Source organism: Rothia sp. HMSC061C12, assembly GCF_001815755.1.
GTDB lineage: Bacteria > Actinomycetota > Actinomycetes > Actinomycetales > Micrococcaceae > Rothia > Rothia mucilaginosa.
The window spans coordinates 77630-95494 of record NZ_KV821867.1 but is presented as its reverse complement, the minus strand read 5'-3'; the positions used below and the strand labels follow the sequence as shown (position 1 = coordinate 95494).

14 protein-coding genes, 2 tRNA genes and 1 other RNA gene are annotated in these 17865 nt (G+C 59.3%); 7 read left to right on the top strand and 10 right to left on the bottom strand.

The annotated features are described in order from the left end of the window. Window positions 1-97 precede the first annotated feature (97 nt). The 7 genes from HMPREF3055_RS04935 to HMPREF3055_RS04905 all read right to left on the bottom strand — a co-directional run bounded on the left by HMPREF3055_RS04935 (window position 98) and on the right by HMPREF3055_RS04905 (window position 6219). Window positions 98-1636 carry a YifB family Mg chelatase-like AAA ATPase gene (locus HMPREF3055_RS04935; protein ID WP_070738331.1) on the bottom strand — a complete coding sequence of 513 codons (1539 nt, stop codon included), beginning with the start codon at window positions 1634-1636 and terminating at the stop codon, window positions 98-100. Beyond that, the gene (locus tag HMPREF3055_RS04930; RefSeq protein ID WP_005506258.1) at window positions 1636-2121 is read right to left on the bottom strand and encodes a YraN family protein; all 486 of its coding nucleotides are present in this window, start codon (window positions 2119-2121) and stop codon (window positions 1636-1638) included. The genes HMPREF3055_RS04935 and HMPREF3055_RS04930 overlap by 1 nt, the downstream gene beginning before the upstream one ends. A 317-nt stretch (window positions 2122-2438) precedes the next feature. Continuing rightward, entirely contained in the window at window positions 2439-2765 is a 327-nt protein-coding gene (locus tag HMPREF3055_RS04925) for a DUF2469 domain-containing protein (protein WP_005506259.1), read from the bottom strand. Window positions 2766-2863: 98 nt separating this feature from the next. Further along, the gene (locus tag HMPREF3055_RS04920; RefSeq protein WP_070629601.1) at window positions 2864-3694 is read right to left on the bottom strand and encodes a ribonuclease HII; all 831 of its coding nucleotides are present in this window, start codon (window positions 3692-3694) and stop codon (window positions 2864-2866) included. Between the two features lie 6 nt (window positions 3695-3700). Further along, window positions 3701-4870, bottom strand: coding sequence for a signal peptidase I (gene lepB / locus HMPREF3055_RS04915; RefSeq protein WP_141752105.1), 1170 nt, complete (start codon window positions 4868-4870; stop codon window positions 3701-3703). Window positions 4871-5090: 220 nt separating this feature from the next. Then, entirely contained in the window at window positions 5091-5438 is a 348-nt protein-coding gene (gene rplS, locus HMPREF3055_RS04910; RefSeq protein ID WP_005507488.1) for a 50S ribosomal protein L19, read from the bottom strand. A gap of 217 nt (window positions 5439-5655) precedes the next feature. Further along, the gene (locus HMPREF3055_RS04905) at window positions 5656-6219 is read right to left on the bottom strand and encodes a single-stranded DNA-binding protein (protein WP_005506266.1); all 564 of its coding nucleotides are present in this window, start codon (window positions 6217-6219) and stop codon (window positions 5656-5658) included. Between the two features lie 346 nt (window positions 6220-6565). On the opposite strand from HMPREF3055_RS04905, the gene HMPREF3055_RS04900 reads away from it, so the two are divergent. Beyond that, window positions 6566-7462 (top strand): HNH endonuclease family protein, encoded by an 897-nt coding sequence (locus HMPREF3055_RS04900; protein WP_070616418.1) that lies wholly within the window; start codon window positions 6566-6568, stop codon window positions 7460-7462. A gap of 96 nt (window positions 7463-7558) precedes the next feature. Here the strand turns inward: HMPREF3055_RS04900 and HMPREF3055_RS04895 are convergent. Both HMPREF3055_RS04895 and mptB read right to left on the bottom strand, forming a co-directional pair. Next, window positions 7559-7634 (bottom strand) — tRNA-Arg (locus HMPREF3055_RS04895). Window positions 7635-7737: 103 nt separating this feature from the next. Further along, window positions 7738-9411 carry a polyprenol phosphomannose-dependent alpha 1,6 mannosyltransferase MptB gene (mptB, locus tag HMPREF3055_RS04890; protein ID WP_070738329.1) on the bottom strand — a complete coding sequence of 558 codons (1674 nt, stop codon included), beginning with the start codon at window positions 9409-9411 and terminating at the stop codon, window positions 7738-7740. A gap of 240 nt (window positions 9412-9651) precedes the next feature. On the opposite strand from mptB, the gene orn reads away from it, so the two are divergent. The 3 genes from orn (at window position 9652) to def (ending at window position 11222) form a co-directional block, all read left to right on the top strand. Continuing rightward, entirely contained in the window at window positions 9652-10338 is a 687-nt protein-coding gene (gene orn / locus HMPREF3055_RS04885; RefSeq protein WP_070738327.1) for an oligoribonuclease, read from the top strand. 106 nt (window positions 10339-10444) lie between these two features. Then, window positions 10445-10517: transfer RNA gene (locus HMPREF3055_RS04880), tRNA-His, on the top strand. Between the two features lie 132 nt (window positions 10518-10649). Next, window positions 10650-11222: a peptide deformylase gene (gene def / locus HMPREF3055_RS04875; protein ID WP_044141710.1), complete on the top strand. Its 573-nt coding sequence runs from the start codon at window positions 10650-10652 to the stop codon at window positions 11220-11222. Window positions 11223-11355: 133 nt separating this feature from the next. On the opposite strand, the gene rnpB is transcribed toward def, so the two are convergent. After that, window positions 11356-11761: RNase P RNA component class A (gene rnpB, locus HMPREF3055_RS04870), an RNA gene on the bottom strand. Between the two features lie 159 nt (window positions 11762-11920). Between rnpB and HMPREF3055_RS04865 the strand changes: the two genes are divergently transcribed. The 3 genes from HMPREF3055_RS04865 to HMPREF3055_RS04855 form a co-directional block, all read left to right on the top strand. Further along, window positions 11921-12712: a YaaA family protein gene (locus tag HMPREF3055_RS04865; protein ID WP_070738325.1), complete on the top strand. Its 792-nt coding sequence runs from the start codon at window positions 11921-11923 to the stop codon at window positions 12710-12712. 376 nt (window positions 12713-13088) lie between these two features. Then, a complete protein-coding gene (locus HMPREF3055_RS04860; protein ID WP_070738323.1) occupies window positions 13089-14159 on the top strand; it encodes an S-layer homology domain-containing protein in 1071 nt (356 codons plus the stop codon). Between the two features lie 539 nt (window positions 14160-14698). Next, a partial coding sequence (locus tag HMPREF3055_RS04855) for an S-layer homology domain-containing protein (protein ID WP_246826896.1) occupies window positions 14699-17865 on the top strand: 3167 nt, incomplete at its 3' end.

Genomic DNA, 17865 nt, shown 5'->3' with positions numbered 1-17865 from the left:
TGAGCTTCTTCTCACTCATGACGTTCTTCTCCTCTCGTGAGTGATTCCTTCTATAAACCGGCACGCTATGTCAGCTGGCCCTATTTCAGCTGGCGCATTATTTCAATTGCCCCTGCTGCCGCAGAAAAAGCGCCACATCCAGGTGCTCCCGGCTCGGGTAGGCGGCCCCCTCCAAATCGGCGAGAGTCCAGGCGATACGCAGCACCCGGTCGTAGCCGCGAGCCGTCAGCGTTCCGCGGTCCACGGCGGCGTTCAGTTCGCCGGTGAGCTTCGCATCCAGACGCAACGGACCGCGCAAAATCTTGCCGTTCATCTCCGCATTCGTCTTCAACCCGTACGGCTCCAGACGCTCCCGCTGAGCCTGTCGCGCCGCCATGACGCGCTCACGAATCTGCGCCGAACTCTCGTTCACCTGACCGCCCGCAAGCTCCGTGGACGACACCTTCGGAACCGTCACATTCACGTCAATGCGGTCCACCAGCGGGCCGGACAGCCGCCCAAAATAGGCGCGACGCTCACGCGGGGCGCACGTGCACTCCGTACCGGTGCCCACGTTCATGCCGCAGGGGCACGGGTTCGCCGCCAGGATCAGCTGAAACCGCGCCGGATAGGTCGCCGACGCGCTCGAACGGTCCAGGGTCACGGTCCCCGACTCCAGGGGCTGACGGAGCGAATCGAGCACCGTGCGTTTGAACTCCGGCGCCTCGTCCAGAAAGAGCACGCCGCGGTGCGCTTTAGACACGCAGCCCGGGCGGGGAATGCCGCTGCCGCCGCCCAGAATCGCCGGCGCGGAGGCGCTATGATGCGGCGCCTCAAACGGCGGCTGACGCACCAGCTCGCTCAGGTGCTCCCCCGCCGAGCAGAGGGAACGAATCGCGGTCACCTCCATCGCGGCATCGTTGTCGAGGGTCGGCAGGATGCTCGGCAGGCGCTCCGCCAGCATGGTTTTACCCGAACCGGGAGGGCCGGTCAGCAGCATGTGGTGACCACCAGCGGCGGCAATTTCCAGGGCGAAACGACCCTGCGACTGACCGGCAACATCGCTCATATCCGAAGGGATTTCAGCCGGTTTCGCCACCGGTGCGCTCGCCTCCGTCTGCGGGGCGGGCGGATAGGTCAGCTTCTGGCTCTCAGCGCCGAGCGCGGCAAAAACCTCAGCCAGGCAGCGGAAACCGCTCACCTGCGCGCCGGGAATGAGCGCCGCCTCCTCAGCATTTTCGGCGGGCACAATCACGCGGTGGTGTCCGGCATCCACGGCTGCTTTGACCGCGGGCAGGATGCCCGGCACGGGACGTAGCGTTCCGTCCAGTCCCAGCTCGCCCAGGAAGACGCTATCGCCGCTGGGATGCAGTTTCTTCTCCGCCTGCAACGCCGCAACCACAATGGCAAGGTCGAACGCCGAGCCGCGCTTGGGTAGGGTCGCGGGGGTCAGGTTCACGGTGAGCCGGTGCTGAGTGAGGGTGATGCCGGTGTTCTTCGCCGCGGAGCGCACACGCTCTTTAGATTCGTTGAGGGCGGTATCGGGCAGTCCCAGCAGCACGAAGCCGGGTAGGCCCTGCGAGATGTCAGCCTCGACGTCAACAATATGCCCGCGCAAGCCAACCAGCGCCACGGAATAGGTGCGTGCGAATCCCATTACGCCACCGCCTTCAGATGCTCGAAGGTGAAGGTTTCGCAGGTTCCGGTCACCGCAATTGCGTCAATGCGAAAGCGCGGAAAATCCAGGTTCTCGCGCAGGCGGCACCAGAGAATCGCCAGCGAGCGCGTGCGACGCGCCTTATCGCGGTCAATGGACGCGAACGGGTGCCCAAAGTCTTCGCTGCTGCGGGTCTTGACCTCAACGAAAACCAGTTCGTCCTCGGGGTCAATGGCGATCAGGTCGAGCTCGCCGCGGATCTGTTCGTGTTCCAGCCCGGCGGGCGGTCGCCAATTCCTCTCCAGAATGCGGTAGCCGTTCGCTTCCAGGATGCGGGCGGTCAGCTCCTCGCCCCACCTGCCGACGCTGTGGGCGCGAGGCGGGGTTCGCTGGAGCTGGGTTCGCGGAGGCTGGGTGCTCTGGAGCAGGGGTCTGTTGGGTGCGCTTCGGGTTGCGGCGCGGGCTGTTATTCGGGCTGTTGTCATGGGTCTCTCCCCCGGTAGATAGCGGTAGTGCTTCTACTGTGCCCGCCGCGCGCGTGCCCGAATGCGGTTAACGAAAAACTGTGGATAACCTCGGCTCCCAGAAGGAATTAGAGGTTATCCACAGTCGGTTATTTGAAATTTTGGGGTATATTTTTCAAAAACACCGCTCGGGTGTCGAATCGACGCGTCATATTCGCGCAGGTTCGCCGCCTGGTTCTGCGCGCACTTTCATCACTCAGTCCCGCCGCATTCCAATCACCCGGCACCGGCGCGCCTACCCGTGCTTACCCCCGGCAAGGCGGTAAATCAGGCGTGAGCTAGGCGTTAAAGTCCGGCATTTCCGGCACGGTGAACTCCTGGTTGGGCAGACGCTCCTCCACGTTCACATCACGCACCGAGTAGGCGTGCACCTTCTTCACAAAGCGGTTGGAGCGGAATACATCCCACACCCACACGTCGCTCATGCTCACCTCAAAGTAGAGGGTGCCGTCCTGCACGTGCGGGGTGACGTCCACCTGGTTCGCCAGGTAGAAGCGTCGGTCGGTTTCTACCGCGTAGCTAAAGAGCGACATGACGTCTTTGTATTCGCGGTAGAGTGCCATTTGGGCGTCGGTCTCGTAGTTTTCGAGGTCTTCTGCGCTCACTACTCTTCCTTTCCTGGACTTTTGTAGTACTGATTCAGCGGTGGCACGTTAGGCTTTCGCGGCCTTCCGAGGCGCGGTTTTCAGGAATACCACACGCCCTAGCCGCGCTGTGCCGCAGCGGCCTCAATCTGCTCGGCGGTCGCCGGAAGCGACCATGACAGTCGATGCTGCGGGCTGGGGCCCTGCACGCTAATCGCCTCGCGGTGAGCGGCAGATCCGTAGCCCTTGTTCTTTGCCCAGCCGTACCCCGGGTAGCGGGTATCCAGCTGAACCATCAGCTCGTCACGTTCCACCTTCGCAACCACCGATGCGGCGGCGATGGAGGCACACTTGTAGTCACCCTTAATGACCATGGTCACCGGCATCTGCGCGGGCTCATCTGCACCGCCTGCGCCTTCCCACGCTTGGGCGAGCAGTTCGTTGTAGTGTGCCTGCGCCGGGTCCGGTGCCAGCGCACTGAACAGGTCCTCCTGCGGAGGGGTGAACCAGTCGTGCTTACCGTCCAGCAGGGCGGCGTCGGCACGGTATCCGCGGCGCGCCAGCTCGGCGAGCGCACGCTGGGCGGCAAGCCTCAGCGAGAGGGTCATGCCGAGCCGGTCAATATCTGCCGGTTCCACGTGCCCGACCGCCACGGCGCACCACTGGCGGATTTCGGGAACCATGGATTCGCGGCGTGCCGGTGAGAGCGCCTTGGAGTCGATCAGCCCGCCCACCTCGAGGGTGGCGTCCGGGGTGAGGATTGCGACGCCCACGGTGACCGGGCCCGCCATGGAGCCGCGGCCTACCTCGTCGATTCCGGCAACTGTGCGGGCGCCGGAGGCGAAGAGCTGTTGCTCGTACTCGAGGTCGGCGGCGGGCGGGGTTGTCTTCGCGGGCTTAGCTTGAGTGGGTTTCGCTGCGCTCTTCTGGGCACTCACCTTCATTGCCACGCTCGCTTATTCGCTCGGGGTGGAGGTCGGTGCGGGAATCGAGGAGAACACCGAGCTCTGATCCTGCAGCAGACCGAAGTGGTTCAGCGGCCACGCCACCACGAACACATTACCCTGCACGTCATCCTTGGAGATGAACGCGGTGCCGTCGCTAATGTGGTAGCGGGAGTCGGCGGAGTTGCTGCGGTGGTCACCCATCACGAAGTACTTGCCGGCGGGCACGGTCACCTTAAACGCCAGCTCGGAGGGCGGGTTGCCCGGGTACAGGTACGGTTCGGTAATCTCTACACCGTTGACCTTGATTTTGCCGTTGCCGTCGCTCTCGACCACGTCACCGGGAGTACCGATAACGCGCTTGACCAGGAAGTTCGAGGAAGTATCCGGCAGAATACCCGCGAAGGACAGGGCGTCCTTGAGCGGACTGCTGGTCTTCTGGGTGGAGGGAATCCAGCCCTGAGAGTCCTTGAAGACGATGACATCGCCGCGCTTAGGCTCGCTAAAGTAGGAGCCCGCCACGTTAATGAACACGCGGTCGTTGACCTGCAGGGTCTGCTCCATGGAGCCGGAAGGAATGTAGAAGCCGCGCAGCAGGAAGGTCTTGACCAGGAATGCGATGACCAGCGCGTACAGGATGACGGTGCCGCCTTCGCGTGCCTGCACCCAGAGCCATTCGCCGAGGCGGCCTTCTTCCTGCGCCTGGGAGTAGGTCAGCTCTGCCTGTTCGGCGCGCTTTGCCTTGCGGCGTTCCTTGGGGGTCATTTCGGAGAAGTCCTTGGTGGTTTCCACGTCTGCGGCACTCTCCTCATCTGCGATAGTCTCCTCGTTTGCGGTTTCTTCGCGCTTAGTGTTCTTTGCGGCGGAAGAAGTCGCGACGGCGGCATCTGCGGAGACGGCGCTCGCCTCGGCGCTAGCTACCACCTCGTGATCACGCTCAGATGCACCCTTGGTGTCGCTTTCGGTCACCTCAGCAGCGCTCGCGGATGCCACCCAGGGGGTAGCCTTCTCGGTTGCAACCTTTTCAGCACCATCATTCTCTGCGGCGCTCTTTTCTGCAGCAGCCTTGTCGGCGGCGAGGCGCGCGAAGTATTCTTCCATTTCGCGGCGCTCGCGGCGGCTTTGAGGCTGGTATCCCTCAGGGAAGGGGCTGGTGTTCGCAGTGTTCTTGTCGTCTGCCATGCTGGAGTGAGCCTTTCGTTTGAGAGATACCTAGCTCGAGTGAAACGGTACCTAGCTATTGTATCGAGAGTGTTTGCGCTCTTGGGCTTTTATTTTCTGAGAGCGGCAAGGTTCTCAGAAAGCGGGGTCAAAGCGGGGTCTCAGAATATGCAAAAACCGCTCCTCTCCCGCGGAATGCGGTTGGGGAGCGGTTTGCAACAGAATTCTGTATCTATAAAGATTAGAACTCGCGCTTCTCGCGGATACGAGCAGCCTTACCGTGGCGGTCGCGCATGTAGTACAGCTTTGCACGACGGACGTCACCGCGGGTCACAACCTCGATCTTCTCGATGGAGGGAGAGTGAACGGGGAAGGTACGCTCAACACCAACGCCGAAGGAAACCTTGCGGACGGTGAAGGTCTCGCGAACGCCTGCACCCTGGCGGCCAACGACGAAGCCCTTGAAGACCTGGATACGGTGGTTCTTACCTTCAACGATCTTAACGTGAACGTTCAGGGTGTCACCGGGGCCGAATGCGGGGACGTCGTCACGGAGGGACTTCTTGTCGAGGAAGTCAAGAGTCTGCATAGTTGTAGATCTCCAGAGTCATCTGCCGCAGGTCAAATAGACTCAGATTGCTCTGCCCCACTGCGGGACAGAAAACTTGATGCTTCGGACAGGATTGGTGCCCGAAGGTTGACATCGTTGGTCGCTCTTCCCCCTGCGGCAGGGGCGTGCCCGATGTCAACACAATGCTCCATTATCCCAATGCGCCCGCGTTTATGCAAGCATCCGGGGAGCACTTTTAGAAGGGGGGTTCGTCACTCTGCGCTCCCCCGCTCTGGGATGCGCCGTCCTGTACCGGAGCGCCCGGAGCGGTCATGCCCGGCGCCTCCGGGTTCTGCTGGGGTGCGTACTGAGGTGCTTCCTGCGGCGGCGCGTACTGCTGCGGCGCACCCGGCATACCCTGCTGAGGTGCGCCCTGCAGGGAGCCTTCGTTGACCGTGCGCTTCTCCACGGTGCGGGCGAAGGTGCTCGTACCGTAGTTCAGGTCGTGACCGATGCCGAAGGCATCCACTTCTACCGTGGTGCCCTGCGTGCCGTCTTCGCGGTTCCAGCGGCTAATGCGCTGGCGGCCACTCACGACCAGCGGCTGCCCCTTCTCAATGGAGGTGGCAATGTTCTGGGCGAGGCGACGGTAGGCTTTCACGGTGTACCAGTTGGTGGTGCCTTCTTTCCAGGTGCCGGTAGCATCCTGCCAGCGAGGGGTACTGGCGAGGCGAAAGTTCACGACGGGCACCCCGTTGGGCAGGGTGCTCAGTGCCGGGTCGGAGGCGGTGAATCCGCGGATCAGGATGGTGTCGCTCATGGTTTCTCCTTAGAAACTAGTGGGTGGGTTCCTTCACCTTGCCAGGGCTGACCCGCTCCTGCACCCGGTGGTTACCGCTTCTGTGGATAACCTCGCGTTTTGCGGTTTTGGGCACCGCCTGTGGATAGAGTTTTTGAACTTTTCACCCCGTTTTTTCAAAAATCGCCTGCGGGCAACGCATTCCCTGCAGAAATATGACGACTACGCCCCATCCGGCATCGTGATAGGTATCTCAGCGTCGGGGCGGCTATTTTTACCCTCAAGTTAACTATTTCTATCCCGCGCCCTCTATCCTTGATGATGCGGTGCACTCAGCCGCATCCCGTCTACCCGCCTTGGAGAACCCGTGAGCAAAAAGCCCGCGAACAACAACCTGTCCTCCCTGCAGGAACTTCAGCAGCTGCAGCGCAACCTGCCCAAGCTGCCCGATTCGATGGACCCGCAGAAGAAGCGCCTCATTTACGGTCTGCTCGCTGTGTTTGCCGTGATTGTGCTGATTATTGGTCTGGTCTATGTGAGTAAGAACGGTGTAGACGGGCTACTCGGTTCGGACACGACGACCTCCGCCACCGATGATGAAGAGACCAACGTTCAAACTGAAACCCTCGCCGAGGTCAAGAACCCGTACAAGGCGGTTGATCCCGCGACCGCGCTCGCACCGGATCTGGCAACCGCGAAGAGCGAGCTGGCGTCCCTGCAGGTGAAGGAACGCGCGTCGAAGGCCGGCTACTCTCGTGATCAGTTCGGACCCGCCTGGGATGACGTTGACGGCAACAAGTGCAACACTCGCGACGACATTCTGCGCCGCGACCTGACCAATGTTCGTTTCAAGGTCAGGACCCACGCATGCACCGTCATCAGCGGCACTCTGAACGACCCGTACACCGGCAAAACCATCGAGTTCAAGCGCGGCAAGAAGACCTCCTCGGCTGTGCAGATTGACCACGTGGTGGCTCTGTCGAACGCATGGCAGACCGGCGCGCAGGATTTGACCGCAGAGCAGCGCCGCCAGCTGGCGAACGACCCGGAGAACCTGCTCGCTGCAGACGGCCCGGCGAACCAGCAGAAGTCCGATGCGGACGCCGCCGACTGGTTGCCGAGTAACACCGCCTACCGCTGCACCTACGTGGCACGCCAGGTACACGTGAAGGCAAAGTACAAGCTGTGGGTGACCGCGGACGAGAAGAAGGTTATGGAGCGCGTCCTCAACTCCTGCAAGGACACGAACCCCACTAAGAAGTAGCCCCGACCAAGAAGTAGCTTCCCGGCACACAAATGTAAAAGCATAAAGAAAACCGCCCCGCACCCTGAGTTCAGGGTGCGGGGCGGTTTTTACATGTGGCGCCCCAGGAGGGAATCGAACCCCCGACCAAGAGATTAGAAGGCTCCTGCTCTATCCTCTGAGCTACTGAGGCCTTCCTCTAGGGTACATGAGAATTTATGCTTCTCATGCACCGCGCCTCTCACGCGGGGGCTGTTCCACTGAGCTAAGCCAGGCTGGCGAACTAGGAGTTCGCGCTAGGAGCCTACCTTGGCGGCTTCCCGTTCTGCCTTCTTCACCTCGCGGCGGCGTGCACGGCGGCTTGATGCGCCGGGGAACAGCTGCCACCACAGGCGGATAGTGGTGCGGCGAATCTGCGTGGGGTGCAGGCTCACGTACACCAGGCGGCGGGTTGCCAGGTCGAGGGCGACCAGGTAGATGATGTAGCCCAGGCAGATGACGGTCGCGATGAGTCGGCCCATGTCCTGGTTGAAATCGCGCAGGTAGGGCGAGACGTTCAGCTGGTCGCTCACACCATACGCCATGAAGAACAGCGTGGTGATGAAGTACCACATGAGCTGGAAGTGCGAGCGCAGGCCGGTTGCGGCAAGCATCGGGATTGCCCAGAGCAGGTACCAGGGCTGAATCATGGGGCTGCACAGGAGCATGAACAGGATTGCGAGGCCGGCGTGGCGCACGATGTTGCGGTCGCGTCCAACGAATGCCATGGCTACTGCGCCGAGCATGCCGATGCCCTTGCCGACGGTCTCGATGAGCTTGCGGATGACCTCGAAGGCGTCTCCCTGAACGAACAGGGAGGCGGCGCCGATGACCAGGCCGAAGGGGGTGTACCAGATGTACTGGCCGCCGGTGGTGGACAGTGCCTTAATCCAGCCGAATTCCAGTCCGGTCACCCAGCCCATGAGCGCCATTTCGGCGAGCAGTAGCACGCCGGAGAGCGCCCAGAAGATGAACTTGCGCGGCCAGGAGGCGTTCTTACCAGCCCAGAGCAGACTCACGAAGGGCAGTACCACGAGGGCGAGCGGCTTGACGGCAACGCCGAGGGCTACGAAGGTCACGCCGAGCGGGCCGCCCCACCAGGTGTCGCGGTAGCGCTTGGCATAGTAGAGGCCGCCGAGCATGAACATGGTCATGAGCGAGTCGTTGTGGCCGCTGGCAATGAACGATGCGATGAACAGCGGGTTCGGGCCAATCTGCCATAGAGCGCGGACCTGGTTGAAGCCGTGCGCCTGGGCGAGTTTTGCCACGTAGAAGAGGATACCGATGACCGCGAGCACAGAGAGCAGGCGGAAGTAGAAGAGGGAGAGGTCGATATTCTCCCCCGCCAGGCGCACAATCCACTCTTCAAACTTGAGGGAGACCGGTCCGTACGGGGGCGGGGATTCCGCCCACATGGGGTCCGCACCGTTCTGCATGAAGTTCGAGATTTCGGAAACGCCATGCTTGTACGGGTTGAGGCCGTGCGCCATGACCATGCCCTGACCGTAGTAGGAGAACATGTCGCGGCTGTAGATGGTGAACGCGAAAATCTGCGGCAGGGACCAACTGGCGGTGACGGCAATCATCCACCGCATGGCGTTGGGTTCGTTCCAGTCGCCCATTTTCTGGTAGATTCGCAGCCATTCACGGCACATGATCATAGCGCCGAGGGCGAGCATGATAATGCCGGTGATGACCCATGCGGCTTCGAATCGGATGGCTCGAATAATGTCGTAGCGCCAGAAGCTGGAGCTGTCGGCGAGCCAGCCGACGGCGTAGGATCCGAGGGTGACCATGATGGAGCCGATGGTGCCGATAATCACCGTGCGCAGACGGTGGTTATTGACGTAGTCCAAGAGTTTGGGTGAGAGAGGTGCGTCGTGTGCGCCGGGGGTGGTGAGCCGGTGTGCTAGCTCCTTTGGTGCGCGCATAACTCCCTTTCTGTCTGCATCGTCGTTCTGGTTTTTATCATACCGGAGCCCTTGGATGCACTTGCGAGAATCACTGTTGCGAAGACGCTTGTGGACACGCCTCAAGGGCACGCAGAGTGGCGCAGTTCTCCCCCGCTGCCGCCGTTTGCGCATCCGCTCGTACCTTTCTTGCGCCCTCTTGTACCCCTTTTGTGACGTGCTACCCGCCAGGCCGGCAGCGTTTGGGGGTAGAGTGGGAGAGTGAGTATTTCTAGTGAACGTATTGTATGGATTGACTGCGAGATGACCGGCCTGGACGTGGAGAACGACGCTCTCGTCGAGGTGGGCGTTCTGGTCACGGATGCCGATTTGAACATTCTGGGTTCTGGCGTTGAGTTCGTCATTAAGCCCGGCGATGAGTCTCCTGCCGGTGCGCTGGAGAACATGAATGACTTTGTGCGTTCGATGCATGAGGCGTCGGGTCTACTGCCCGATATTGAGCACGGTGTGTCGATGGATTACGCGCAGGAGCAGGTGCTTCGCTACATCAAGAAGTATGTTCCGGTGGCGGGCAAGGCGCAGCTGGGCGGCAACTCGGTGGGCATGGATAAGCGCTTCTTGGAGCGCTACATGCCCGAGGTCATGGCGCACCTTCACTACCGTGTGATTGATGTGTCGACCATTAAGGAGCTAGCGTCGCGCTGGTACCCGGCGGCTCGTCATAGTGCCCCGGCGAAGACCGGTAACCACCGCGCACTGGGTGATATCAAGGACTCGATTGATGAGTTGAAGTATTACCGTCGCGCCATTTTTGTGCCGCAGGGCCCGGATGCGATTGCTTCGGCGCAGATTGCGCGTGAGGTGGAGGCTGAGCGTGCTGCACGCGAGGCGGCTGAGCGTGAGGCTGAGTCGTCCGCTTCTGAGGCGACTGAGGCATCCAAGGCGTAAGCACAGCATGTAACGAGCATCACGGCTTTTCAACTTGGCAGGTTTCTGAATCTCCTGTACAGTAGTATCCGTTGCATATCGCAAGGGAAACCAAGCGAAGCACATGGTGGTCGTAGCTCAGTTGGCAGAGCGCCTGGTTGTGGTCCAGGAGGTCGCGGGTTCAACCCCCGTCGATCACCCCGATGGAAAGGGTCGTTATGGTTATCCGTAACGGCCCTTTCGCTTACCCTCAATCCGGTTCACCCGCGCACGGTGTACCCGGCAAGTTCCCGTTCAACAGTTCCCATTCAACACAAGCAAAGGATAATTCCGTGGCTATTCGCCCCATCGTTATTCACGGCAACCCCGTTCTGCACCGCCCCGCGGCACCCGTCACCGAGTTTAATGATGAGCTCAAGGAACTCGTAGCTGACATGTACGAAACCATGGACGCATCCAACGGTGTGGGCCTGGCGGCACCGCAGATTGGCGTGGGCCTGCGCATCTTCACCTACAAGATGGAGAATGAGGACGGCGTTCCCCCGCGCGGCTGCATCATCAACCCGGTACTGACCCTGGGCAAGATTTCTACCGCTGACCCGGACCCGTACGAGGAGGAAGAGGGCTGCTTGTCCTTCCCCGGTTACGGCTTCCCCCTCAAGCGCGCCGAGTGGGTGACCGTGAATGGTCTTGACGAGCACGGCAACCCCGTCCACTTTGAGGCGACCGGCTGGTTCGCACGCTGCATGCAGCACGAGACTGACCACCTGGACGGCAAGCTGTACGTGAACCGTCTGAACAAGAAGTGGACCGGCAAGATGAAGAAGGTCGTGAAGAAGGAAGGCTGGACCGTCGACGGTAACTCGTGGATGCCCGGCGTGGATCCGGATCCCTTCGGCCACTAATCACGAGCTCTTTTGAAGGTCGGACCGACCTCCCGAGAACTTAAAACGAAGACCGCGAATGCACTCTAAAAGCGCATTCGCGGTCTTCGTTTTCCATCAGCCGATAATGTTTTCCGTCAGCTAACGGTAGCGTGAAACGGGTCATCCTATGAGCCGGGTTCTGTCTAAAACGCCGCCTAAAGGGGCGTTTCGAGGCAATCATCTATCTAGAACGTACGTTGCCGCACGTCTCAAGCAGCCTACCCGAATACGCACCCCACCTCCGTAAAGGAAGCTGACGGGGATCGGGCGCACTACCCTACCATGGCGTATTCTGTTTGACCTTGCTCCGAATGGGGTTTACCTAGCCGGGCACGTCACCGCGCCCGCTGGTGGTCTCTTACACCACCCTTTCACCCTTACCGCGGCGAACCGCGGCGGTTTACTTTCTGTGGCACTGGCCTGCGGGTTACCCCGAGTGGATGTTATCCACCATCCTGTGCTGTGGAGCCCGGACTTTCCTCGAAGCACGTGTGCCTCGCGATTGCCCAGACGGCCCGTTTCACCCAACCCATTATACGCACACCAGTGGAGGTAGCTATTTTGGGGTCCGTCTCGCAGGTACACATGGGTACACTAGCGACCTCGCGGGCACGCTGACGTCTCGCAACTACACTGCGCCTCGTAGCTACCCTGCGTCTCGCGGGTACACTGGAGAGATGCTGATTCTTCTTCCCCCGTCTGAAGGTAAGACCCCCGCCCCGGCTGGCAACGCGCCCGTATGCTTCGCTGACCTCTCGTTCCCCGAGCTCACTGCCGAGCGTGAGAGCGTCCTGGAGGAGCTGACCGCAGTCAGTTCGGGCCCCGATGCTCTGGCGGAGCTCAAGGTGGGTGCTTCCCTCGCAGCAGAGGTGGAACGCAATACGCGCCTGCTCACCGAACCGGCACAGCCCGCGATCCGCACCTACACGGGTGTGCTCTTTGAGGCACTGGATTATGCGAGCTTCTCCCCCGCCGAACGCGATGCCGCGCACTGGTCGCTACTGATTTCTTCGGCACTGTGGGGTATTCTGCGCCCCGAGGACGCAATCCCAGCCTACCGTCTGTCGATGGGCGTGAAGCTGGGTTCGGTGGGTTCGCTCGCCTCCTTCTGGAAGGGCGCGTTGGGTACCGCACTGGAGTCGACCGCGAGGGATCAGCTGATTCTGGATTGCCGTTCTGCAGCCTACGCGAAGTCGTGGGTGACTCCCCCGTCGCAGACTCTGGCGGTTCGTGTGGAGCGTGTGGCGGCTGATGGGTCGCGTAAGGTCGTCTCGCACATGGCGAAGCATTACCGTGGCTTGTTTGCGCGCTACCTGATTCAGTCGGGTTTGGCGGCTCGTCCTATTGATGGCTCCACGGCGGGTATTGCCGAATTTTTGGAGGCGGTCAGCGAGGACTGGTCGGTGGAGTGCACCCTGCCGACGGCGCGTAAGGCGGGTGTTTTGACGCTGCTGGTGCATGAGCAGTAGGTTGCCCAACTATTTATTTCCTCTTATTTTTTGCATCATATTGAAAATTTTTTAACTATTTTTCTAGGGGCTTAAATCTGTATTACCCCTTGTAAAACCACATTTCCCCACATTTTAGGGGTAGCTTTTGATGAGCAGAGAAGGCGGTTAGTGTCTAGCTATCCGCCTTCTTTTTGCGAGTAAAAATGTTTATAGTGTTAAACGTCTCGCCATTGGTGGCGGGTATTTCACTCACTAACATTCACATTTTCAACTCAACACACATGGAAACACGTCACGCCACGTACGTATAGCAAACGACTAGAGGCTTACCCAATGGTTATTGGTTTGCTAGCGTAGAAGTAACCACTCAGAAACACATCGATGGGACAACGTTATGTCTACTTTTTCCTCTCGTCGCGCCCTCATTAAGGGTGCGGCAGCACTAACAGTCGCCGGCGCGTTGGGCGCACACCACGCCGGCGAACAGGGCGCTCAGGCTGCCACCTTGGACGTTAAGACCACCCCGCTGACCTTCAAGGTTACCGAGGCGTCGTTTGATATTAGCGGCTTCAACCTCAGCTACGAGATTACCGGCCTGCAGGCTGTGCTTGATACTGGCCTGTACACCCCGTACATTGAGGTTGGCTACTACACCAAGGAGAAGGGCTTCACCCAGTTCTATTTCTTCTCTCTTGAGCCGAAGAAGCGCATCGAGAATGATGTCTACATTAGGCATCACGTCATTGATCCTGAGATCACCGGTGGCCCGAATGCAGACTTTGGTGTTCGCCTGTCTCTTCGTCCGCGCCGTGAGCAGTACACCATTCTGCGCACTCTTGAAGTTCGCCCCAAGATTGACACGGAGTTCGCGTGGGCACCTTTCATTGTGGACATTGATATGGATGGCGAGTACGCCCCCGATATCTACAGGTCATGTAAGGCAAAGGTTCTGCTACTCGATAAGGAACGTTGCTTCTACCCTAAGCGTGCGGTGACCCGCGGCGACCTGATGGATGCAATCTACCGAGGCGCCCGCTCGCCGAAGGTGAAGCTTCCTGCGCGTTCTCCTTTCCCGGATTTGTCCCCGAAGGATGAGCGTTACCCGGCGTATATTTGGGCGTATCAGAACGGTCTGACTTCCGGCTGGTCTGACGGTAAGATGCACCCGGAGGCGGTGGCTAGCCGCGCTACGATGGCTGCGTTCTTCTACCGTTACTTTATGCTTACCCCCGGTCGTCGTTCTTATTGGTTCCGTCCCACTACCCCGCAGGATATGAAGCCGGGTGCCCCGTTCTACACCGAGTCGGTGTGGCTGCACTCGTCGGTGAATATCGATACGAGATATCACTATAAGAGCAAGGATTTCCGTCCGACCAAGACTGCTACCCGCGAGGAGCTGGCTCGTGTCCTGTCAATGCTCGACATGCTTGACACCATCCCCAACAGCCCCTATATCGATGACTAAGATTCGGCAGGTGCCTTGAACCGGGTGGTTGAGCCCGCGTGTTTTAGCTTGGGTTGACCTCTGCGAACAGCAGCTGAAGATAGTGGCCTATAGCCTATAGAAGGGGCGGTGAGAGTTTTTCTTTCACCGCCCCTTTTCGTGTGCCTGTTTTCTAGTGCGGACGCTGTTAGGCACCGTTTTTAGTGATGGTTATGTATCCAATTTTTGCCTCTCTATTGTGTGGTCTTTTGGGGGTTTGGGCTTTATCTAAAACCGGGGCGTAATTTTTGAATTTTTTGTCTTATAACTCTCATCGGCATGTTTTTCTCGTGTTTTCATTGATTGTTTAAGACGCGGGTTGGTAGGCTGAAATTGCACTTCAGCATGCCGCCGCTACGGCTCCTCTACGATATGGATTCGGGGCGAGTTCGGTGCGGTGGACTGTCACTCATTTATCCTCTCAACTTCTTTTCTCATTCGCCCTCTTTCATGCAGAAAATTCAGATTGGATAATGATGTCCTCATTCTTTAAACCGCCCCATGGTACACACCGAAAAGTTGTGGGTGTTTCCCTGGCGTTGGGCTTGACTCCGCTGCTGGCTTTGACGCCGGTGGCGGCTCAGGCGGCGCCCGCCTCCCCCGCCCAGCAGGCAGATACGCAGCAGACAGGCAAGCAGCAGGCAGCACTTCAAGCAGCACCCGTACAGAATGCGCCCGCGCAGGGTGATAAGCAGGATGCACCCCTGCCGACCCTACGCGTGACCAGCGGAACCCTCGACATTCTCCACGGCGGCACCGTCCACGTGGAGGGTACCGGGCTGACCCCCGAGTTCTTGGCGCATCATGAGCTACGTAGCCTCACGATTGCCCCGAAGGGCTCTTCAACCTACGCTAACCCCTACCAAAAGGTCGATCACCGCGGCCTTATCTTTGACGCCCCGAAACCGGCTGCTGACGGCAGTTTCAGCGATGACCTGACGGTTCCGGCGAATAGCCTGCCGGCGAACCTGGAGTACGAGGTCATTCTGACCTACCGCCCCGTAGACGATGCCCACCCCTACGCGTGGAACACTGAGGACCGCGTCCGTACGGCACTGCCGGTGGAGTTCAACCTCCCGGAGGCTGTGCTCCCCTCCATCACCTATGATGTTTCGGCTATTTCTGAGGAGCAGATTGCTTCCGGTCAGCCGATTGAGGTGACGCTGACGGGTACCGGTTTTCAGGATGTCAGCTCTGTAAAATTCACCTTGTCCGAGCATGATGAGCAGGGAAAGGTCACGAACGATAATGTGGCTTCGCTTGGTGAGCTGAAAGCACCGGATACGGAAGAGAATCAGCGCATTTTCAAGGGCCTGATTCCTAACGGCTATTTCCAGAAGAAGGTCACTATCCCCGCGGGAGTTCTGAAGTCCGGTAAGGGGTATTCCCTGGGTGTTTCCGGTGTAGAAACCCACGGGTGGAATAAGCTGTCGCGTAAGTTCCCCTTCGTTCCTGTGGGCAATAATCCTGCGCGCATGGCGTATCAGGATAATTCGTTCAGGAATACCCTGCCGAAGGTATCTGTTGCTGCACAGGATTTTGATCCCGGTCAGGACCGTGTCTATAAGGTGACTATTTCTAATATTTCACCCGAGGTGGATCTGGGGTACTACCTTGATTCTGTGGCGATTTATAACGCTACCTCTGGTGAGCAGGCACCTTTTGCGAGGAATGATGTAGCGGGCCAATACTATAAGCGTGACGAGCTGGTAACCCGCAACGCTGACGGTACTCTGACCGTGGAGGTTGAGTATAAGGTTCACGGCGATTCCTACAATAGGCCTTCTTCCCGCGGTTCAGTGGCTGAAGTGCGGGCGGTGTTCTCGGACTCTGAGTATTCGTACGGTAGCCATAAGTTCACGGTGAGCGCGCAGCTTCCGATGGCGCCTTTTGCCGCTGATGCTGTTGATTCGGAGAACCCGGGGAATGTTGAGTTGAAGGTGACTTCGGGAACCCTCAATATTTCTCAGGGCGGCACGGTGTCGGTGACGACTTCCCCGTTGAGCGCTGAGTTCCGTCAGAAGTACACTTTCTACGAGCTGGCTCTGGTGGAGCGCGGGTCGGTGTACGTGTATGCGGAGCACAATAGTTATGAGCCTCTCGACGAGTACGGCGGAATGCTCAAGGATTTGGTGCATCAGGTGCGGGAGAACCCGGACGGTAGCCTCACCTACACGTTTAAGGTTCCCCCGCAGTACGTTGAGGCTGCCGACGGTGAGCTCTTCGATGTGGTGATGACGTACTACCCGTCGGATGAAACTGAGCCGGAACCTTCGAGTAGGTCGAACCGTTTGTATGCCCGCGCCCATATTGATACGGTTCAGGATGCGCAGCCGACCCGTGGGACCTACACTTTCAGTCAGTCCGCTATCGATGACCCGTGGAAGGATACGACGCTGCGGGTTGAGGGACGCCATATCCTCTCCCAGGCTAGTGAAATGGTTGGTAATGATTGGCCGGTCATCGCTATCTATGAGGCTGACCCTGCAACGGGAAAGATGGTGGGTGAGCCTGTGTTCACTCAGCGGGATGACTACACGTACTACGGGGTTAACACCAGGTGGTTCCGCAATAACTATTTCAGTGCGGAGCTGAAGATTCCTGCGGGTACGTTGAAACCGGGCAAGCTCTACTTTATTGGTATGTATGGGAACGGGTTGCCTTACCCCGGCATGGAAGATTCTCCGGGTTCTATGCTGAATGATGTTGCGGAGTTCCTTCCGGTGCATTCTCCCGAGCAGGACTCTGCGGGGCCCACGCTACACCTTGGGTCGGTGGACCTGAGCCCTTATGCGCAGACGAACTTGTTTACGGCGCGCGCTACCGGGCTTTCTGATCCGGGTGAAGGATCGTACCGCCTCTCGGTGCAGCATGTTGATGAGCAGGGGCGTTTGACCGGTCAGACGGTGTTCCAGCAGGCGATTCCCGCCGATCGTATCCAGGATGGCAGGGTGGAGCTGAACCTGACGATCACTCAGCAGCTGAGCTATTCGGGTGCTTATCGTCTGGTCTTGGAGAGGGTCACCCCCGGTAAGGATGGTGCCGGCGAGTCGGTGGAGCAGCTTGCTGCCGAGGATATTCCTCTGAAGCTGACGCGTGAGGATGAGTTGCAGGCGGCTGAGCAGTGGTTTGCTGATCGTGAGATTTTGCCTAATCCTTCGCCGATGTCCTGGCATAGCGGTATGACGCGCCACGATGTGACGGTGTCGCTGTACCGCCTGGCGGGTTCCCCGAAGGTGGAGTTGCCTGCTTTTAGCCCGTACGCGGATGTGGCAACGAACGACCCGGACTACGCCGCGTTCATTTGGGCTCGTCAGAAGGGCATTACCTTCGGCTGGGCGGATGGTAAGTTCCACCCGGAGGCGAAGCTTTCGACCCCGTCGACGGTGGCGTTCATGTACAGGTACCAGAAGGCGATGGGTCAGGTCACACCGAAGGTGCCGACCTCTGCCTCGTTGCCGCGTAGCTCGTCTGTGCCGGGCAACCAGGATGCGCCTCGGAGTGCTGGCGGTTGGCAGCATAAGGTTCGTCAGGGTAGCGCTTTCTGGCGTGAGGCTCAGTGGGCTGTTGATCACCACATGTGGGGTTACCGCGTTGATGGGGAATACGTCTATGAGGACTTTGATAGGTCTTTCGTTTCCTCTGGTGATTTGAAGTTGATGCTGTACCGCATGGAGCACGGCGGCAG

Bases quoted from the DNA above. Each gene is read 5' to 3' on its own strand.
- rplS (WP_005507488.1), bottom strand. From the start codon at position 5,438: ATGCAGACTCTTGACTTCCTCGACAAGAAGTCCCTCCGTGACGACGTC.
- HMPREF3055_RS04865 (WP_070738325.1), top strand. From the start codon at position 11,921: ATGCTGATTCTTCTTCCCCCGTCTGAAGGTAAGACCCCCGCCCCGGCT.
- HMPREF3055_RS04935 (WP_070738331.1), bottom strand. From the start codon at position 1,636: ATGGGATTCGCACGCACCTATTCCGTGGCGCTGGTTGGCTTGCGCGGG.
- HMPREF3055_RS04905 (WP_005506266.1), bottom strand. From the start codon at position 6,219: ATGAGCGACACCATCCTGATCCGCGGATTCACCGCCTCCGACCCGGCA.
- mptB (WP_070738329.1), bottom strand. From the start codon at position 9,411: ATGCGCGCACCAAAGGAGCTAGCACACCGGCTCACCACCCCCGGCGCA.
- lepB (WP_141752105.1), bottom strand. From the start codon at position 4,870: ATGGCAGACGACAAGAACACTGCGAACACCAGCCCCTTCCCTGAGGGA.
- HMPREF3055_RS04860 (WP_070738323.1), top strand. From the start codon at position 13,089: ATGTCTACTTTTTCCTCTCGTCGCGCCCTCATTAAGGGTGCGGCAGCA.
- HMPREF3055_RS04930 (WP_005506258.1), bottom strand. From the start codon at position 2,121: ATGACAACAGCCCGAATAACAGCCCGCGCCGCAACCCGAAGCGCACCC.